Source organism: Superficieibacter sp. (assembly GCF_032071645.1).
Lineage (GTDB): Bacteria > Pseudomonadota > Gammaproteobacteria > Enterobacterales > Enterobacteriaceae > Superficieibacter.
In genome coordinates, this window is record NZ_DAMAPU010000009.1 from 33813 (window position 1) to 51877 (window position 18065).

Annotated in this window: 11 protein-coding genes; all 11 read left to right on the plus strand. The window is 57.9% G+C overall.

Annotation, left to right across the window (positions count from 1 at the left end; translation table 11 throughout):
• Positions 1-253: 253 nt before the first annotated feature.
• Complete coding sequence (locus RT197_RS15975; protein ID WP_312952140.1) at positions 254-5209, plus strand: alpha-2-macroglobulin; 4956 nt, start codon at positions 254-256, stop codon at positions 5207-5209.
• A 1-nt stretch (position 5210) separates the two neighbouring features.
• Positions 5211-7535 (plus strand): peptidoglycan glycosyltransferase PbpC, encoded by a 2325-nt coding sequence (pbpC, locus tag RT197_RS15980; RefSeq protein ID WP_312952141.1) that lies wholly within the window; start codon positions 5211-5213, stop codon positions 7533-7535.
• 151 nt (positions 7536-7686) lie between these two features.
• Positions 7687-10068: a DMSO/selenate family reductase complex A subunit gene (locus RT197_RS15985; RefSeq protein WP_312952142.1), complete on the plus strand. Its 2382-nt coding sequence runs from the start codon at positions 7687-7689 to the stop codon at positions 10066-10068.
• Positions 10065-10694, plus strand: a complete 630-nt coding sequence (locus RT197_RS15990) for a DMSO/selenate family reductase complex B subunit (protein WP_312952143.1) — start codon at positions 10065-10067, stop codon at positions 10692-10694. Before RT197_RS15985 ends, RT197_RS15990 begins: the two co-directional genes overlap by 4 nt.
• Positions 10687-11487, plus strand: coding sequence for a DmsC/YnfH family molybdoenzyme membrane anchor subunit (locus RT197_RS15995; protein WP_312952144.1), 801 nt, complete (start codon positions 10687-10689; stop codon positions 11485-11487). Before RT197_RS15990 ends, RT197_RS15995 begins: the two co-directional genes overlap by 8 nt.
• A gap of 2 nt (positions 11488-11489) precedes the next feature.
• Positions 11490-12362, plus strand: coding sequence for a 4Fe-4S dicluster domain-containing protein (locus RT197_RS16000; RefSeq protein ID WP_312952145.1), 873 nt, complete (start codon positions 11490-11492; stop codon positions 12360-12362).
• Between the two features lie 122 nt (positions 12363-12484).
• Positions 12485-12916 carry a nucleoside-diphosphate kinase gene (gene ndk / locus RT197_RS16005; RefSeq protein WP_312952146.1) on the plus strand — a complete coding sequence of 144 codons (432 nt, stop codon included), beginning with the start codon at positions 12485-12487 and terminating at the stop codon, positions 12914-12916.
• Positions 12917-13064: 148 nt separating this feature from the next.
• Positions 13065-14231, plus strand: a complete 1167-nt coding sequence (locus RT197_RS16010) for a bifunctional tRNA (adenosine(37)-C2)-methyltransferase TrmG/ribosomal RNA large subunit methyltransferase RlmN (RefSeq protein WP_312952147.1) — start codon at positions 13065-13067, stop codon at positions 14229-14231.
• Between the two features lie 279 nt (positions 14232-14510).
• Positions 14511-15512 carry a cytoskeleton protein RodZ gene (gene rodZ, locus RT197_RS16015; RefSeq protein ID WP_312952148.1) on the plus strand — a complete coding sequence of 334 codons (1002 nt, stop codon included), beginning with the start codon at positions 14511-14513 and terminating at the stop codon, positions 15510-15512.
• Between the two features lie 26 nt (positions 15513-15538).
• Positions 15539-16657 carry a flavodoxin-dependent (E)-4-hydroxy-3-methylbut-2-enyl-diphosphate synthase gene (gene ispG / locus RT197_RS16020; protein ID WP_312952149.1) on the plus strand — a complete coding sequence of 373 codons (1119 nt, stop codon included), beginning with the start codon at positions 15539-15541 and terminating at the stop codon, positions 16655-16657.
• A 108-nt stretch (positions 16658-16765) separates the two neighbouring features.
• Positions 16766-18055 carry a histidine--tRNA ligase gene (gene hisS / locus RT197_RS16025; RefSeq protein ID WP_312952150.1) on the plus strand — a complete coding sequence of 430 codons (1290 nt, stop codon included), beginning with the start codon at positions 16766-16768 and terminating at the stop codon, positions 18053-18055.
• The last annotated feature ends 10 nt before the right edge of the window (positions 18056-18065 follow it).

The window sequence follows — 18065 nt, forward strand, 5'->3', positions numbered from 1 at the left end:
GCACAAGATGGCGTCTTTCAGTTTAACGTTAGCAGTGAAGACCGTTTGAAAGCTATCTATCTGATTGTTTTAAAAACAAATGACGCCCGATGTAACATGTTACTTTGCAGAGTGTGAGTGAGGTAACATCCGGCCGGAAGCCGCGATTTTTACCCGGTTGCGTTAAAATACGCTTTCAGCCTTTAGTATTTCCCAAACTCGCGCATAATATTGAGCAACCATATTTGTTGGCTTTTCGGCCAGGGATTAACGGATGAAACAGTTTCGTCTTGCCGCAGTAACCTTTGCGTTGATGACCGCCTTCGCCCTTTCCGGGTGTGATGACAACGATAAACCCCAGGCCGCCGCGCCAGCCGCATCGGCTGCTGCCGCGCCGCAAAAAGCGGCCCCGGCTAAGCCCGATGGCGAACAGCTCAAAAAGCTGGCCGAGCAAAGCCAGGGGAAAGAATTAAAACTGCTGGATGCCTCCGAAGTTCAGCTCGACGGCGCGGCGACGCTGGTGCTGACGTTCTCCATTCCGCTCGACCCGGAGCAGGATTTTTCGCGTACCGTTCATCTGGTCGATAAAAAAGAGGGCAAGGTTGACGGCGCGTGGGAGCTGGCTCCCAATCTGAAAGAGCTGCGGCTGCGCCACCTTGAGCCGAACCGTAACCTGGTGCTGACCGTGGATGCGGGCGTGACCGCCCTCAACAAAGCCACCTTCGGGCAATCTTTCGAGAAAGCCATTACTACCCGCAATATTCAGCCGAGCATCGGCTTTGCCAGCCGTGGATCGCTGCTGCCGGGTAAAGTGGTGGAAGGGCTGCCGGTGATGGCGCTGAATGTCGATAACATCGACGTTAACTTTTTCCGCATCAAGCCGGAATCGCTGGCGTCCTTCGTCAGCCAGTGGGAATACCGCAGCTCGCTGTCCAACTGGGAATCAGACGAACTGCTGAAAATGGCTGATCTGGTGTATACCGGGCGCTTTGATCTCAATCCGGCAAAAAATACCCAGGAAAAACTGCTGTTGCCGCTAAGCGACATTAAACCACTCCAGCAGGCCGGGGTTTATATTGCGGTGATGAATCAGGCCGGGCATTACACGTACAGCAATGCCGCCACGCTGTTCACCTTAAGCGACATCGGCCTGTCGACTCACCGTTATCACAACCGGCTGGAAGTTTTCACCCAGAGCCTCGAAAACGGCGCGCTTCAGTCCGGCGTGGACGTTACTCTGCTTAATGAGAAAGGGCAGACGCTGGCGCAGGCCACCAGCGACAATAACGGTCGCGCGACGCTGCAAAGCGAAAAGCAGGGCGCGCTGCTGCTGGCTCGCAAAGAAGGCCAGACCACCTTACTGGATCTTAACCTTCCGGCCCTCGATCTGGCCGAGTTTAAAGTGGCGGGCGATCCCGGCTATAGCAAACAGTTCTTTATGTTCGGCCCGCGCGATCTCTATCGCCCCGGCGAAACGGTGATCCTTAACGGCCTGCTGCGCGACAGCGACGGCAAAGCGCTGGCGGAACAGCCAGTCAAGCTGGAGGTCATCAAGCCCGATGGTCAGGTGATCCGCACGGTGGTGAGCAAGCCGGAAAACGGTCTGTATCGCTTTAACTTCCCGCTGGAAAGCAGCGCCGCCACCGGAATGTGGCACGTTCGCGCCAACACCGGCGATAACCAGCCGCGCCTGTGGGATTTCAACGTCGAAGACTTTATGCCGGAACGGATGGCGCTGAATCTGACCGCGCAGAAAACGCCGCTGGCACCGGGCGATACGGTTGATTTTAATGTCGTCGGCTACTATCTGTACGGCGCACCGGCTGCCGGTAACACGTTACAGGGCAAGCTGTTCCTGCGTCCGCTGCGCGAAGCGGTGGACGCGCTGCCCGGATTCCAGTTCGGCGATGTGCGCGAGGAAAACCTTTCCCGCACGCTGGATGAAGTCAACATGAAGCTGGATGAAAAAGGACGCGGGCAGGTGAGCACCGAAAGCCAGTGGCAGGAAGCGCATTCCCCGCTTCAGGTCCTGCTGCAGGGCAGTCTGTTGGAGTCAGGTGGTCGTCCGGTGACCCGACGTGCGGAACAGGCGATCTGGCCTGCGGATACCCTGCCGGGCATTCGTCCGCAGTTTGCCAGTAAAGCCGTTTATGATTACCGCACCGATGCCACCGTCAATCAGCCGGTGGTCGAAGAGAACAGCACCGCCGCGTTTGATATCGTTTACGCCAACGCCGAAGGGCAAAAGAAAGCCGTTTCCGGCTTGCAGGTGCGTCTGATCCGCGAACGCCGCGATTACTTCTGGAACTGGTCGGAAAGCGAAGGCTGGGAATCGCAGTTCGATCAAAAAGATCTGGTTGAAGGCGAGCAGTCTCTCGATCTGGCGGCGGATGCCACCGGCAAGGTCAGTTTCCCGGTTGAGTGGGGTTCTTATCGCCTGGAAGTGAAAGCGCCCAACGAGACAGTGAGCAGCGTGCGCTTCTGGGCCGGTTACAGCTGGCAGGATAACAGCGACGGCACCGGCGCAGCACGCCCTGACCGCGTGACCCTGAAGCTGGATAAATCCTTCTATAAACCGGGCGAAACTATCAAGCTGCACGTCGCCGCGCCCGCCGCCGGGAAAGGCTACGCGATGGTCGAATCCAGCGATGGGCCGCTGTGGTGGCAGGAAATCGACGTGCCGGCCACCGGTATGGATCTTTCGATTCCCATCGATAAAAGCTGGAATCGTCACGATCTCTATCTGAGCACGCTGGTGGTGCGCCCCGGTGATAAATCCCGCTCGGCAACGCCGAAACGCGCGGTCGGTATTCTTCATCTGCCGATGGGCGATGAAAACCGTCGCCTGAATATCACCCTGGATGGGCCGGAAAAAATGCGTCCGAATCAGCCGCTGACGGTCAAGGTCAAAGCCAGCGTGAAAGACGGCGCGCTGCCGAAACAGGTCAACGTATTGCTCTCCGCCGTGGACAGCGGGGTGCTCAATATTACCGATTACGTCACGCCGGACCCGTGGAAAGCGTTCTTCGGTCAGAAACGCTACGGCGCGGATATCTATGATATCTACGGCCAGGTGATTGAAGGGCAGGGACGTCTTGCCAGCCTGCGTTTTGGTGGTGACGGCGACGAGCTTAATCGCGGCGGCAAACCGCCGGTCAACCACGTCAATATCATCGCCCAGCAGGCGCAGCCGGTGGTGCTGGATGATAAAGGTGAAGGTACGGTGACGCTGCCGATTGGCGACTTCAACGGCGAACTGCGGGTCATGGCGCAGGCGTGGACGGCGGAAGATTTCGGCAGCAGCGAGGACAAAGTGATCGTCGCCGCGCCGGTGATTGCCGAGCTGAATATGCCGCGCTTTATCGCCAGCGGTGACACCTCGCGCCTGACGCTTGATATCACTAACCTGACCGACAAACCGCAGACCCTGAACGTCGAACTCAAAACCAGCGGCCTGCTGTCGCTACAGGGCGCGCAGCCGAATCCGCTGACGCTCGCGCCCGGCGCGCGCAGCACGTTGTTTGTGCCGGTGAGCGCCGGAGAAGGATTTGGCGATGGCCAGGTGGATGCCACGGTGAGCGGCGTCAACCTGCCGGGTGAAAATCTGCCCGCGCTGCAAAAACAGTGGAAGCTCGGTGTGCGTCCGGCTTTCCCGGCGCAGACGGTGAACCTGGGTTCGGTACTCCAGCCGGGCGAAAGCTGGCAGATGCCGCAGAACGTGGTGCAGAACTTCTCGCCGGTCACGCTGGAAGGCCAGTTGACGCTAAGCGGCAAGCCGCCGTTAAATCTGGCGCGCTATATTCGCGAGCTGAAGGCGTATCCGTATGGCTGCCTTGAGCAGACGACCAGCGGGCTGTTCCCGTCGCTGTATACCAGCGCCGCGCAGCTTAAAGCATTAGGCATTAAGGGCGACAGCGACGAAAACCGTCGCGCGGCTATCGATCTTGGCATTTCCCGCCTGCTGCAAATGCAGCGTATGGACGGCGGCTTTGCGCTGTGGGATCGGGACGGCCAGGAAGAATACTGGCTTACCGCTTACGTGATGGATTTCCTCGTTCGCGCCAGCGAGCAGGGCTACAGCGTACCGGCTGACGCGATGACCAAAGGCAACAACCGCCTGTTGCGCTATTTGCAGGAGCCGGGCCTGATGACCATTCGCTACACCGATAACACCGAAGCGAGCCGCTTCGCCGCGCAGGCGTATGCTGCGCTGGTGCTGGCGCGTCAGCAAAAAGCGCCGCTGGGCGCGCTGCGTGAGATTTGGGAACGCCATCAGCAGGCGACGTCCGGTTTGCCGCTGCTGCAACTGAGCCTTGCTCTCAAAGCGATGGGCGATGCGCCGCGTAGCGAGGAGGCGCTCCAGCTGGCGCTGAAAACGCCGCGAGCCAATAATCACAACTGGGTTGGCGATTACGGCAGCGTACTGCGCGATGACGCGATGATGCTGACGCTGCTCAAAGAGAACAACCTGCTGCCGGACGCGCAAAATCAGCTGCTGATTACGCTGTCGGAAGAGGCGTTTGGTCAACGCTGGCTCTCTACCCAGGAAACCAACGCGCTATTCCTCGCCGCCAGAGGGTTGCAGGATCTGCCGGGTAACTGGCAGGCGCAGACTTCGCTGGACGCGCAGCCGCTTAGCGCGGACAAAGCGCAGGTGCGTAACGTCGCTGGCGATTGGCTTTCCACGCTGCAGGTCACCAACACCGGCAGCCAGCCGTTGTGGCTGCGTCTGGACAGCACTGGCTACCCGGAATATGCACCTAATCCTTCCAGCAACGTGCTGAAAATTGAACGTCATATCTACGATACCCAGGGCCGGACGAAGTCCCTTTCTTCTCTGCGTAGTGGCGATCTGGTGCTGGTGCAGCTCGAAGTCTCCGCCAGCCAGAATGTACCGGATGCGCTGGTCGTGGATCTGCTGCCTGCCGGACTGGAGCTGGAAAACCAGAATCTGGGTAACAGCAGCGCCAGCCTTGAAGATAACGCCACCGAAGTGCAGGCGCTGATTACGCAAATGCAGCAGGCGGATATTCAGCATATCGAATTCCGCGATGACCGTTTCGTCGCCGCCGTGGCGGTTAACGAAGGGCAGCCGGTGACGCTGGTTTATCTGGCGCGTGCGGTGACGCCGGGGACTTACCAGTTGCCTGCTCCGCAGGTTGAATCGATGTATGTTCCGCAGTGGCGCGCGACCGGTTTGACGACTGGACCTGTGATCGTCACGCCGTAAGATGCGCGTATTCGGTAAAATAAAAACCCGCTGGCTTTGGCTGGCGGGTTTTCCGTTATTAGTGTGGCTGGCGGCGCTGGCTGCCGATCGCCTGTGGCCGCTGCCGTTGCAGGAGGTCGCCCCTGCCCGGGTGGTGGTGGCGGAAGATGGCACTCCGCTATGGCGTTTTGCCGACGCTGAGGGGATCTGGCGCTATCCGGTGACGCCGGAAGAGGTGTCGCCACGCTATATTCAGGCGCTGCTCCAGTACGAGGATCGCTGGTTCTGGAAACATCCGGGGATTAATCCGCTGGCGATTGCCCGCGCAGCCTGGCAGGATCTCACCTCCGGGCAAATCGTTTCCGGCGGCAGCACGCTGACCATGCAGGTGGCGCGGCTGCTCGATCCGCACTCGCGCACCTTTGGTGGTAAAGTTCGCCAGGTCTGGCGGGCAATTCAGCTCGAATGGCACCTCTCAAAACGCGACATTCTCACCCTCTATCTCAACCGCGCGCCGTTTGGCGGAACGCTTCAGGGCGTGGGGACGGCAAGCTGGGCCTATCTGGGGAAATCTCCGGCACAGCTGAGCTATTCGGAAGCGGCGCTGCTGGCGGTATTGCCACAGGCTCCCAGCCGTTTGCGCCCGGACCGCTGGCCGGATCGGGCGCAGGTGGCGCGCGATAAAGTGCTCAACCGGATGCTCACCCAGGGCGTGTGGAGCGCCGCGCAGGTGAAAGAGGCGCAGCAGGAGCCGGTCTGGCTGTTCCCGCGCCAGATGCCGCAGCTGGCCCCGCTCTTTTCCCGCCGCGTACTGAGTAAAAGTAAAGACGATAAAATCATCACCACGCTGGACGCCACGCTACAGCGGCAGATGGAAGAGCTGGCGATGAACTGGAAATCCCGCCTGCCGCCGCGCAGTTCGCTGGCGATGATCGTCGTCGATCACACCAATATGAAAGTGCGCGGCTGGGTTGGGTCGGCGGACATCAACGATGACATCCGCTTCGGTCATGTGGATATGGTGGCGGCGGTCCGATCGCCGGGATCGGTGCTGAAACCCTTCGTTTACGGGATGGCCATGGACGAAGGTTTAATCCATCCCGCTTCGCTGTTACAGGACGTGCCGCGCCGGGTGGGGGATTACCGTCCCGGCAACTTTGACAGCGGTTTTCACGGCCCGGTCAGTATGAGTGACGCCCTGGTGCGCTCGCTTAACCTGCCTGCCGTTCAGGTGCTGGAAGCCTACGGGCCGAAGCAGTTTGCCGCCCGCCTGCGTAATGCCGGGCTGCCGCTGATCCTGCCCGCCAACGCCCAGCCGAATCTGGCGCTGATCCTCGGCGGAGCCGGGGCGCGGCTGGCGGATATTACCGCTGCCTATAGTGCGTTTGCGCGTCACGGCAAAGCCGGAAGGCTGCGGCTGCTGCCGGGCGATCCGCTGGTCGAGCGTCCGCTGCTTTCGCCCGGATCGGCGTGGATCATTCGCCGTATTCTCGGCGGGGAAGATCAGCCCCTGCCTGATGGATCTCTGCCGCGCGTGGCTCCGCTGGCGTGGAAAACCGGCACCAGCTACGGCTACCGCGATGCGTGGGCGATTGGCCTCAACGCGCGTTATATCCTCGGCATCTGGACCGGTCGCCCGGACGGCACGCCGGTGGCAGGGCAGTTCGGCTTTGCCAGCGCGGTGCCGATCCTCAACCAGCTTAATAATATCCTGCAATCGCGCCCGGCATTGTCCGGGGAGCGCACGCCGGTCGATCCGCGTCCGTCGTCGGTCAGCGCGGCGACCATTTGCTGGCCGGGCGGCCAGTCGCTTCCCGCCGGTGACAGCAACTGCCGTCGGCGGCTGGCAACCTGGCTGCTTGATAACAGCCAGCCGCCCACGCTGCTGCTGCCGGGTCAGGAAGGCATCCGGGGCATCCGCTTCCCGGTCTGGCTGAACCGTGCCGGGCAGCGGGTAGCGGCGGATTGTCCTGACGCCACCGAGAAAGAACTCCAGGTCTGGCCGCTGCCGCTGGAGCCGTGGCTGCCTGCGGGAGAGCGACGGACGGCGCGGCTGCCCGTGGCCGCAAAAGAGTGCCCGCCGCGGCAGCAGCAAAATCTGCTGCCGCTGGTGCTGTCCGGCGTGCGTGAAGGGGCGGTGATCCGTCATCTGCCGGGGCAGGCGAGCGTTTCTTTGCCTGTACAAACTACCGGCGGGGAAGGCCGACGCTGGTGGTTTTTGAACGGTGAGGCGCTAAGCGAAGCGGGAAATTCTGTTACGCTACAGCTTGAGAAGGCGGGAGCCTATCAGTTGGTCGGGATGGACGAGTCCGGGCAAATGGTAACAGTAAGTTTCGAACTGCGTTAATAAACGGCAAAATGCGGTTATTCTGCGCAAGTTAAATAATAACTATTTCCATTAATAATCAATGGCTTTACTACCTCCGGGTTAGTTGACAAAAGTCAAAAGTCATCCGCGCTAAAGACGTGAAAATCAGTTTTATTTAGGGATAAGACTGATGAGTACAAAAAATAACCCCGGCGAGGATCTCATTCCTCCCGTTTCGCGACGCCATTTTTTACAGGCCAGTTCCGCGCTGATTACCCTGCCATTTTTTTCTTCTGTAAGTCACGCCGGGGAAAAGCCTGCGCAACCTGTGGCGGAAGCAGTGGATAACGAGCGCGTCGTTCACACCTGTAGCACCTTCGACTGCGGCGGCAAATGCGACATCCGTGCGCACGTAAAAGAAGGCGTTGTCACCCGTATCTCTACCCGCCCGGACGATGCTCTCGACCCGCAAATGCCGATCATGCGCGCCTGCGTGCGCGGCCGCAGCTACCGCAAATTTGTTTACCACCCGGATCGGCTGAAATATCCGATGAAGCGCGTGGGCAAACGCGGAGAAGGTAAGTTTGCGCGCATTTCCTGGGACGAAGCGACCACCCTGATCGCCGACAAGCTGAAAAGTATTACCGCCAAATACGGCCCGTCCTCGCGCTATATGCACGTCGGCACCGCTACCTCCGGCGGCACCTTTTCCGGCAATGCAATGGCGCAGCGGCTGCTGAATTTAACCGGCGGCTATCTGGCAAGCTATCACTCGGTCAGCATGGGGAACACGGCGGCGGCAACGCCTTATACCTACGGTACGGCTGCCAGCGGCAGCTCGCTGGATACCCTGCGCGACACAAAACTGGTGATCCTCTGGGGCCATAACCCCACTGAAACCATCTTTGGGCATACCAATCATTATTTCCAGCAGATGAAGCAAAACGGCACGCGCTTTATCATTGTCGATCCGCGCTATTCCGATACCGTGGCGTCGCTGGCGGATCAGTGGATCCCGCTGCTGCCGACCACTGACAACGCGCTGATGGACGCGATGATGTACGTCATCATCACTGAAAAGCTGCATGACGAAGCGTTTATCCGTCGCCATACGCTGGGCTTTGATGAGGCGTCCATGCCGGAAGGGGTGCCGGAAAACGAATCGCTGGTGGCCTATTTAACCGGTGCCAAAGACGGCGTGCGCAAGACCCCGGAATGGGCGGAGAAAATCACCCACGTTCCGGCGCAAACTATCCGTCAGCTGGCGCGTGATTATGCGAATACCAAACCCGCTGCCTTAATTCAGGGCTGGGGACCGCAGCGTCATAACTGCGGGGAACGTACCGCGCGCGGCTCCACGCTGCTGGCGACCATCACAGGCAACGTCGGCGTGATGGGCGGCTGGGCGGCGGGCTATGGCGGCAGCGCTAACCGAAAATTCTGCGTCGGCCCTGACATGCCGGATAACCCGGTAAAAGCACAAATCTCGGTGATGAACTGGATGCAGGCGGCGGACGACGCCGCTAAAGTCACGCCGCAGGACGGGCTGAAAGGGGCGGAAAAACTCGACAGCAATATTCGCCTGCTGTTTTCGCTGGCCGGTAATTATCTCACTAATCAGAACCCGGATCTGCACCAGGCCGCACGACTGCTGGAAGATGAATCCAAAATTGAATTCATCGTCGCAAGCGATCTCTACATGACGCCAAGCGCCAAATACGCCGACCTGCTGCTGCCGGAAACCAGCTTTATGGAGCGCTGGAACATCGGTGAAACCTGGGGGACGGGCAGCTATCTGGTGCTGTCGGAAAAGCTGGTCGAGCCGGAATTTGAGCGGCGTTCGGACTACGAATGGCTGCGCGACGTTGCCGGAAAACTGGGCATCGAAAAAGAATTCAGCCAGGGGCGCGACGAGCGGCAGTGGATCGAGCATATCTGGGAGCAAACCCGGCTGGCGATGCCGGATGAAAACCTGCCGGATTTCGCCACCCTGCAAAAAACGCGTCGGCATCTGTTCAAAAGCGAGCCGTATGTGGCTTTCGCCGATAACATTCGTGACCCGGAAAATCATCCTTTCCCGACGCCGTCCGGCAAAATTGAGATTTTCTCAAAGCGGCTGTACGACATGCAGCACCCGGAGATCCCGGCGCTGTCACATTACGTTCCCGCGCATGAAGGGCCGGAAGATGTTCTGACCGCAAAATACCCGTTGCAACTGATTACCTGGAAAGGGAAAAACCGCGCCAACTCCACGCAGTACGCTAACCCGTGGTTGCAGGAGGTGCAGACGCAGAAACTGTGGATTAACCCGCAGGATGCGCAAAGCCGGGGCATTAAGCAGGGCGACGAGGTGCGCATTGAGAACGATCGCGGCGTCAGTATTGTACCGGCGGAAGTCACGCCGCGCATTATCCCCGGTGTGGTGGCGATGCAGGCGGGGGCCTGGTGGCAACCGGACGCGCAGGGTATCGATCGCGGCGGCTGCGCCAACGTATTAAGTTCAGCGCGGATCACCGCGCTGGCAAAGGGCAATTCGCATCAAACCATGCTCGTGGAGGTAGCTAAAGCATGAGTCAGTTTAAAGACTATCCGCCAGTGAGCGACAAACAGCTGGGCTTTTTTATCGATTCTTCGCGCTGCTCCGGCTGCAAAGCCTGTCAGGTCGCCTGTAAAGATAAAAACAATCTGGAAGTGGGACGCCGTTTTCGCCGCGTCTATGAAGTGACCGGCGGCGGATTTGTGCCGACCGGGCAGGGCGGAATGCAAAACAACGTGTTCGCCTACACGCTGTCAATTTCCTGCAACCACTGTGCCGACCCCATCTGCACCAAAAACTGTCCGACGACCGCCATGCACAAGCGGGAGGGCGACGGTATCGTGCGCGTCAACACCGATAAATGCGTCGGCTGCGGCTACTGCGCGTGGTCGTGTCCTTACGGCGCGCCGCAGCTTAACGAGCAAACCGGGCAGATGTCGAAATGCGATTTCTGCGTTGATTTGCAGGCGAAAGGGGAACAGCCGGTGTGCGTGGCAACCTGTCCGCTGGGGGCAATTAAGTTTGGTCCCATCGATGAACTGCGCGCGCAATACGGCAGCGTGAACAGTGTGAAAGGCTTACCGGAAGCCAGCATTACCCATCCTAATCTGGTGATTAAACCGCATCAGGGCGCGGAAAAAGAGGAGCATCGCCATGCATGAGTTACCGTTACTGCTCTTTACGTTCCTGCTTCAGGGGTCGGTCGGGGTGACGCTGTGGCTGGCGCTGCTGCGTCGGCGCGCAGGCTCGGTGCTGCCCGGCGTTATCATTGCCTTCGGGATGGCCTGCATCGGGCTGCTGGCCTCAATGCTGCATATGGGCTATCCGCTGAATGCCCTTAACGCGCTGCGCCATGTGGCAAGCTCGTGGCTGAGCCGCGAAGTGGTATTTGCCTCGCTGTATCTGGCAGCGCTGGGGTTAAGCGGGCTGCTCATGATCGTTCGCAAACCGGGCAGCGGTTTACTGCTGCCGCTGGCGGCGCTGCTGGGGGTGATTGACGTCTTCTGCATGGCGCAGATTTACATGCACGCTTCGGTGATCACCTGGCAGCATGTGAATACCCTGTTCCTGTTCTTCGGTACGTCAGGGATCGTCGGATCGGTGCTGGTCGCGCTGCTGGCGCTGAAAGGGCGCTGGAGCTTTTTACCCCAGCTGGTGAAGATTGCCTCTGCCGTGGTGGCGGTGATGGTCTTGTCACGACTGCTGGTGCAGCCGCTGTGGTTCAGCGCCATTCTCGAAACCAGTCAGCAGGTGGTCACTTTCCCGCACGCGCCGTTAGAACGGCTACAGCAGTTGCACGGTCTGTATCTCGCAGGCTGGGTGATTTCAGTGCTGGGGATGCTCGGTTTTGTCGTCGGCAGCCTGCGTAAAGCCACAGGTATGCTGATGCTGGGAGCCGTACTGCTGTTGGCTGCGGAAGTGGTCCTGCGCTTTATCTTTTTTAGTATCGGTTAAGCGTGCGTTTTTCGCTGACTGAAAAAGAGCGGGCACCGGCGATCGGTGCCCGCTGCGTGCGCCAGCTTCTGCGCCATTCTTCCTGCCGCGCCTGCGTCGAGAGTTGTCCGGTGCAGGCGATCGCGCTTAGCGATGGCAAAATCACCCTCAATGCCGATGCCTGTCTGCGCTGCGGTGAATGCCTTTTTGCCTGCCCGACCGCGGCGATCGCCGGAATCGACGCTCCCTCGCGCCGTTATCAGGGCGACACGCTGGTCGCCCCGTTTTCACCTCTCGCGCCGAATACCCGTGAACTGCTGATCTGGCACCGGCTTTATCATATCCGTGCTGTGGCCTGCGATGCCGAAAAGCATCCCGGCTGGGCGCTGGCGGTGGCGCGGCTGAATCTGGTGCTGCGCGGCTGGCAGGAACCCGGCTGGCGGCTGGTGCCTCCTGTGCGTGGGGACGTGGACAATGCCAGGCGCGCGCTGCTTCATGCCGGTACCGCCCAAAGCGCCCGCGTGCCGTCAGGACGGCGGGTGCTGCGTGAGCTTTATCCTCAAATCAGCGAGACGATCCCGGTCATTCATATCCCGCAGTGTGAACTCTGCGGAGCCTGTAGCCGGGTCTGCCCGGAGAGCGCCCTGCGCATTGAAGAAAACGTGTTTATCATTGATTCCGCACGCTGTACCCACTGCGGAAACTGCGAGGCGGTTTGCCAGTATCAGGCGCTGACGCTGGAAGAGGGGCCGCGCCATGAGCCGCCGGGAGCACTACCGCTGGTGAAATTACGCTGCCAGTCCTGCCAGCGCCCGTTTGCCGCATGGGAAAACCATAGTGCTGTCTGTCCGACCTGCCGCCAGCATCGGCATGGGATGCGCAACAATTGTTGCTGAAACTCACTTTATTTTAAAAAAATGTTATCTTCATCCATAGGCAACGCCCGGGTTGCTCATTATAATTCGCGCACTCGAATCCCGCGCAATGCGCAACGGCAGAACAACACACAGAGGTTATCATGGCTATTGAACGTACTTTTTCCATCATCAAGCCTAATGCGGTGGCAAAAAACGTTATTGGCAGCATCTTTGCTCGTTTTGAAACAGCAGGGCTGAAAATCGTCGGTACCAAAATGCTGCATCTTTCTTCAGAGAAAGCGGGTGGCTTCTATGCAGAACATCAGGGCAAACCTTTCTTTGACGGCCTGGTTTCTTTCATGACCTCCGGTCCGATTGTTGTGACCGTGCTGGAAGGTGAAGATGCCGTGCGTCGCCACCGCGAAATCCTCGGTGCGACCAACCCGGCGAACGCGCTGGCCGGTACGCTGCGTGCCGATTACGCTGACAGCCTGACCGAAAACGGCACTCACGGCTCGGATTCTGTGGAATCTGCCGAGCGTGAAATTGCCTACTTCTTCGCTGAAGGCGAAGTGTGCCCGCGCACCCGTTAATCTCTTTACACTTTATTACGCCAATGTCGCGGGTAATCGTGGCATCCGTGCAGCATAATTTGTACAATGCAACGCCCCCATTTTGTGGGGCGTTTCTTTTTCAACCCTCCAGGGGCCATAACGTGTAATAACGAGGCCGGAATCAATTATGTCAGAACTCAATGTCACGCCTGAGATCGCCATCCCGGCGGTTGCCAATAAAGATGGAAAAATTAACCTGCTGGATCTCAACCGTCAGCAGATGCGCGAGTTTTTTAAAAACTTAGGCGAGAAACCCTTCCGCGCCGATCAGGTGATGAAGTGGATGTATCACTATTGCAGCGACGACTTTGATGATATGACCGATATCAACAAAGTGCTGCGCAACAAGCTCAAAGAAGTCGCGGAGATCCGCGCGCCGGAAGTCGTTGAAGAACAGCGTTCTTCTGATGGCACCATCAAATGGGCGATTGCCGTGGGCGATCAGCGCGTTGAAACGGTCTATATTCCTGAAGACGATCGCGCCACGCTGTGCGTTTCTTCCCAGGTCGGCTGCGCGCTAGAGTGTAAATTCTGCTCCACCGCACAGCAGGGCTTTAACCGTAACCTGCGGGTATCCGAGATTATCGGTCAGGTATGGCGCGCGGCGAAGATTGTCGGGGCGGCGAAAGTCACCGGTACGCGTCCGATCACCAACGTGGTAATGATGGGCATGGGCGAGCCGCTGCTCAACCTGACCAACGTCGTTCCGGCGATGGAAATCATGCTCGACGATTTCGGCTTTGGTCTTTCCAAACGCCGCGTCACGCTGTCCACTTCTGGCGTGGTGCCTGCGCTGGATAAACTGGGCGATATGATCGACGTCGCGCTGGCGATTTCCCTGCACGCGCCGAACGATGAAATTCGTGACGAAATTGTGCCGATTAACAAAAAGTACAATATCGAGACGTTCCTTAGCGCGGTACGCCGCTATCTGGATAAATCCAACGCCAATCAGGGCCGTGTGACCATCGAATACGTCATGCTTGACCACGTCAACGACGGCACCGAGCACGCGCATCAGCTGGCTGAACTGCTGAAAGATACGCCGTGTAAGATCAACCTGATCCCGTGGAACCCGTTCCCCGGTGCGCCGTATGGACGCAGTTCCAACAGCCGTATCGATCGCTTCTCTAAGGTGCTGATGAGCTACGGTTTTACCACCATCGTGCGCAAAACGCGCGGTGATGATATCGACGCGGCCTGCGGACAGCTGGCAGGGGATGTTATCGATCGCACGAAGCGTACAATGCGTAAGCGTATGCAGGGTGAACCGATTGCCGTCAAGGCTGTCTGATTTGCTGGACACTACGCGGGCAGAAATCCGCGTAGTGTATCAATTTGATGAATGATTATTCGGGAATTACGCATACGGTTAATAATTACGGTGCGTTTTTATCGACTTTAAGGCAGTATGTAGCGATCCAACAACAGCTTAGCAACGACTGCTAAAGTTGCTCTGTGATAGTCAACCTGACAGTCTTATACTGTCTGCCGTTGACCAGACATTATTTCGCGGTGCGGGTGTTACACCGGCACCAGAATTTTAATTTCACGTACCAGCCAGTTGTAGCGAATGAATACTGAAGCCACCCAAGACCAACATGAAGCACAAACCACCGGCTTGCGTCTGCGCAACGCCCGTGAGCAACTCGGACTCAGCCAGCAAGCGGTTGCAGAACGCTTATGCCTGAAGGTTTCCACGGTTCGCGATATTGAAGAAGATAAGGCTCCGGCAGAGCTGGCTTCAACATTCCTGCGTGGTTATATCCGCTCTTATGCCCGCCTGGTGCATATCCCGGAAGAAGAACTGCTGCCGATGATGGAAAAGCAGGCCCCGGTAAGAGCCGCCAAAGTCGCGCCGATGCAGACTTTCGCTCTCGGCAAACAGCGTAAAAAACGCAGCGGCTGGTTAATGGGCTTTATCACCTGGATTATCTTCTTCGTCGTACTCAGCTTTACCGGCTTGTGGTGGTGGCAGAATCACAAGGCGCAGCAGGAAGAAATTAATACCATGGAAGCGCAATCTTCCGCCGAGCTGAACGCTAACGACAACAGCGACAACAATAATAATGTGCAGCTCGATACCGGCACTCCGCCGGATACCGATCCCGGCAGCACCGCTCCCCAGAATACGCCATCCAGCGTGAATACCGCACCATCAACGACGACCGCACCTTCTACTGCGCCTGCCGCGACCGCTCCGGCGACTAACGCGCAGTCCGGTACGGTAGTGGCACCGTCGCAAGCTCCGGTTGACGCTAACGCTGCCGCAGCACTGCCCACCACCCAGGCCGATGTTACTCCGCCAGCGGATGCTAACGCGCTGGTGATGGATTTCAACGACGACTGCTGGCTGGAAATTTTCGACGCAGCGGGTAAAAAGTTGTTCAGCGGCATCCAGCCCAAGGGTGGGCATTTAAATCTAAGCGGCGAACTGCCTTATAAGCTTAAAATAGGCAAACCGGCTGCTGTTCAGATTCAGTTCCAGGGAAAATCGGTTGATCTGAACCGCTTTATAAGATCGAATCAGGTTGCGCGTCTGACCCTTACTGCCGACCAGTCAGCAGCACAGTAACAGACGGGTAACGCAGGAGAGTTTTCATGCATAACCAGGCCCCAATTCAGCGTAGGAAATCGAAACGGATTTACGTGGGGAATGTGCCAATCGGCGATGGCGCGCCCATCGCCGTACAATCTATGACCAACACCCGGACCACGGATGTTGAAGCCACGGTCAACCAGATCAGAGCGCTGGAGCGCGTGGGGGCCGACATCGTGCGCGTTTCCGTGCCGACCATGGACGCCGCCGAAGCCTTTAAACTCATCAAACAGCAGGTCAACGTCCCGCTGGTCGCCGATATCCACTTCGACTACCGTATCGCCCTGAAAGTGGCGGAATACGGCGTTGACTGCCTGCGTATCAACCCCGGCAATATCGGCAATGAAGAGCGTATCCGTAGCGTGGTTGATTGCGCGCGCGATAAAAACATCCCTATTCGTATTGGCGTGAACGGCGGATCGCTGGAAAAAGATCTTCAGGAAAAATACGGTGAACCGACGCCGCAGGCGCTGCTTGAATCAGCGATGCGCCATGTCGATCATCTCGATCGTCTTAACTTCGATCAATTCAAAGTCAGCGTAAAAGCCTCCGACGTTTTTCTGGCGGTAGAGTCTTATCGCCTGCTGGCAAAGCAAATCGATCAGCCGCTGCATCTGGGGATCACCGAAGCGGGCGGCGCGCGGAGCGGGGCGGTTAAATCAGCGATCGGTCTTGGTCTGCTGCTTTCTGAAGGCATCGGCGATACGCTGCGCGTTTCGCTGGCCGCTGACCCGGTCGAAGAGATTAAAGTGGGCTTTGATATCCTTAAATCGCTGCGCATTCGCGCGCGCGGGATCAACTTTATCGCCTGCCCGACCTGCTCTCGCCAGGAGTTTGACGTCATTGGTACGGTCAACGCCCTGGAGCAGCGCCTGGAAGATATCATCACCCCGATGGACGTTTCGATCATCGGCTGCGTGGTCAACGGACCGGGTGAGGCGCTGGTTTCCACGCTCGGCGTGACCGGCGGCAACAAGAAAAGCGGGCTGTATGAAGACGGCGTGCGTACCGACCGACTGGATAACATCGATATGATTAGCCAGCTCGAAGCGCGCATCCGGGCGAAAGCCAGTATTCTCGACGAAGCCCGCCGGATTGACGTGCAGCAAGTTGAAAAATAACGTGATGGGAAGCGGCGTGCTTCCCGTGTATGATTGAACCCTTATCGCTCCCGTAATGATTCGGAGAAGCCTCAGGGTTCATTTTTATATTCAGAATAGAGAATAAACGTGTCAAAGAAAATTCAGTCTGTGCGCGGTATGAATGATTATTTGCCGGAAGATACCGCAGTATGGCAACGCGTTGAAAAAATCATTAAGAACGTCGTTGAGTCCTATGGCTACAGCGAGATTCGCACGCCCATTCTTGAGCAGACGCCGCTGTTTAAACGCGCGATTGGTGAAGTCACCGATGTAGTCGAAAAAGAGATGTATACCTTCAACGATCGCGAGCGCGATGGTGAAGAAGTCACCTCCTTAACCATGCGTCCTGAAGGCACTGCGGGCTGCGTCCGCGCCGGTATTGAGCACGGTCTTCTGCATAATCAGGAACAGCGTCTGTGGTACATGGGACCAATGTTCCGCCATGAGCGTCCGCAAAAAGGCCGCTATCGTCAGTTTCATCAGATGGGTCTCGAAGTTTTTGGTCTGCAAGGACCGGATATCGACGCCGAGCTGATTATGCTCACCGCCCGCTGGTGGCGTGAGCTGGGTATCTTTGATCATGTGAGCCTTGAGCTGAACTCGATCGGTTCGCTGGACGCCCGAGCTCACTATCGCGCCGCGCTGGTCGCCTTCCTTGAACAGCATAAAGATAAGCTGGACGAAGACTGTAAGCGCCGCATGTATACCAATCCGCTGCGCGTGCTGGATTCAAAAAATCAGCAGGTGCAGGCGCTGCTTAACGACGCCCCCGCGCTGGGCGATTATCTGGACGAAGAGTCGCGCGAGCACTTCGCCGGGCTGTGTAAACTGCTGGAAGCGGTAGGCATTTCCTACACGATTAACCAGCGTCTGGTCCGTGGTCTCGACTACTACAACCGCACCGTTTTCGAGTGGGTCACCAGTAGCCTGGGTTCGCAGGGCACCGTGTGTGCAGGCGGGCGTTATGATGGTCTGGTTGAACAGCTTGGCGGTCGGTCGACACCGGCTGTAGGCTTTGCGATGGGGCTGGAACGACTTGTTTTATTAGTTCAGGCCGTTAACCCGGAATTTACTGCCGATCCTGTTGTCGATATATATCTGGTCGCTTCAGGCACGGATACACAGCCTGCGGCAATGAAGTTGGCCGAACGCCTGCGGGATGATATCCCCGGCGTGAAACTGATGACAAACCACGGTGGCGGCAACTTTAAGAAACAGTTTGCCCGCGCCGATAAATGGGGTGCCCGCGTTGCACTGGTACTGGGTGAGTCCGAAATGGCTGCCGGTACTGTTGTAGTGAAGGATTTGCGCTCTGGTGAGCAAACGGCTGTAGCGCAGGATAGTGTTGCCGCGCATTTGCGCACTTTACTGAGCTAAGGAGTAGGAC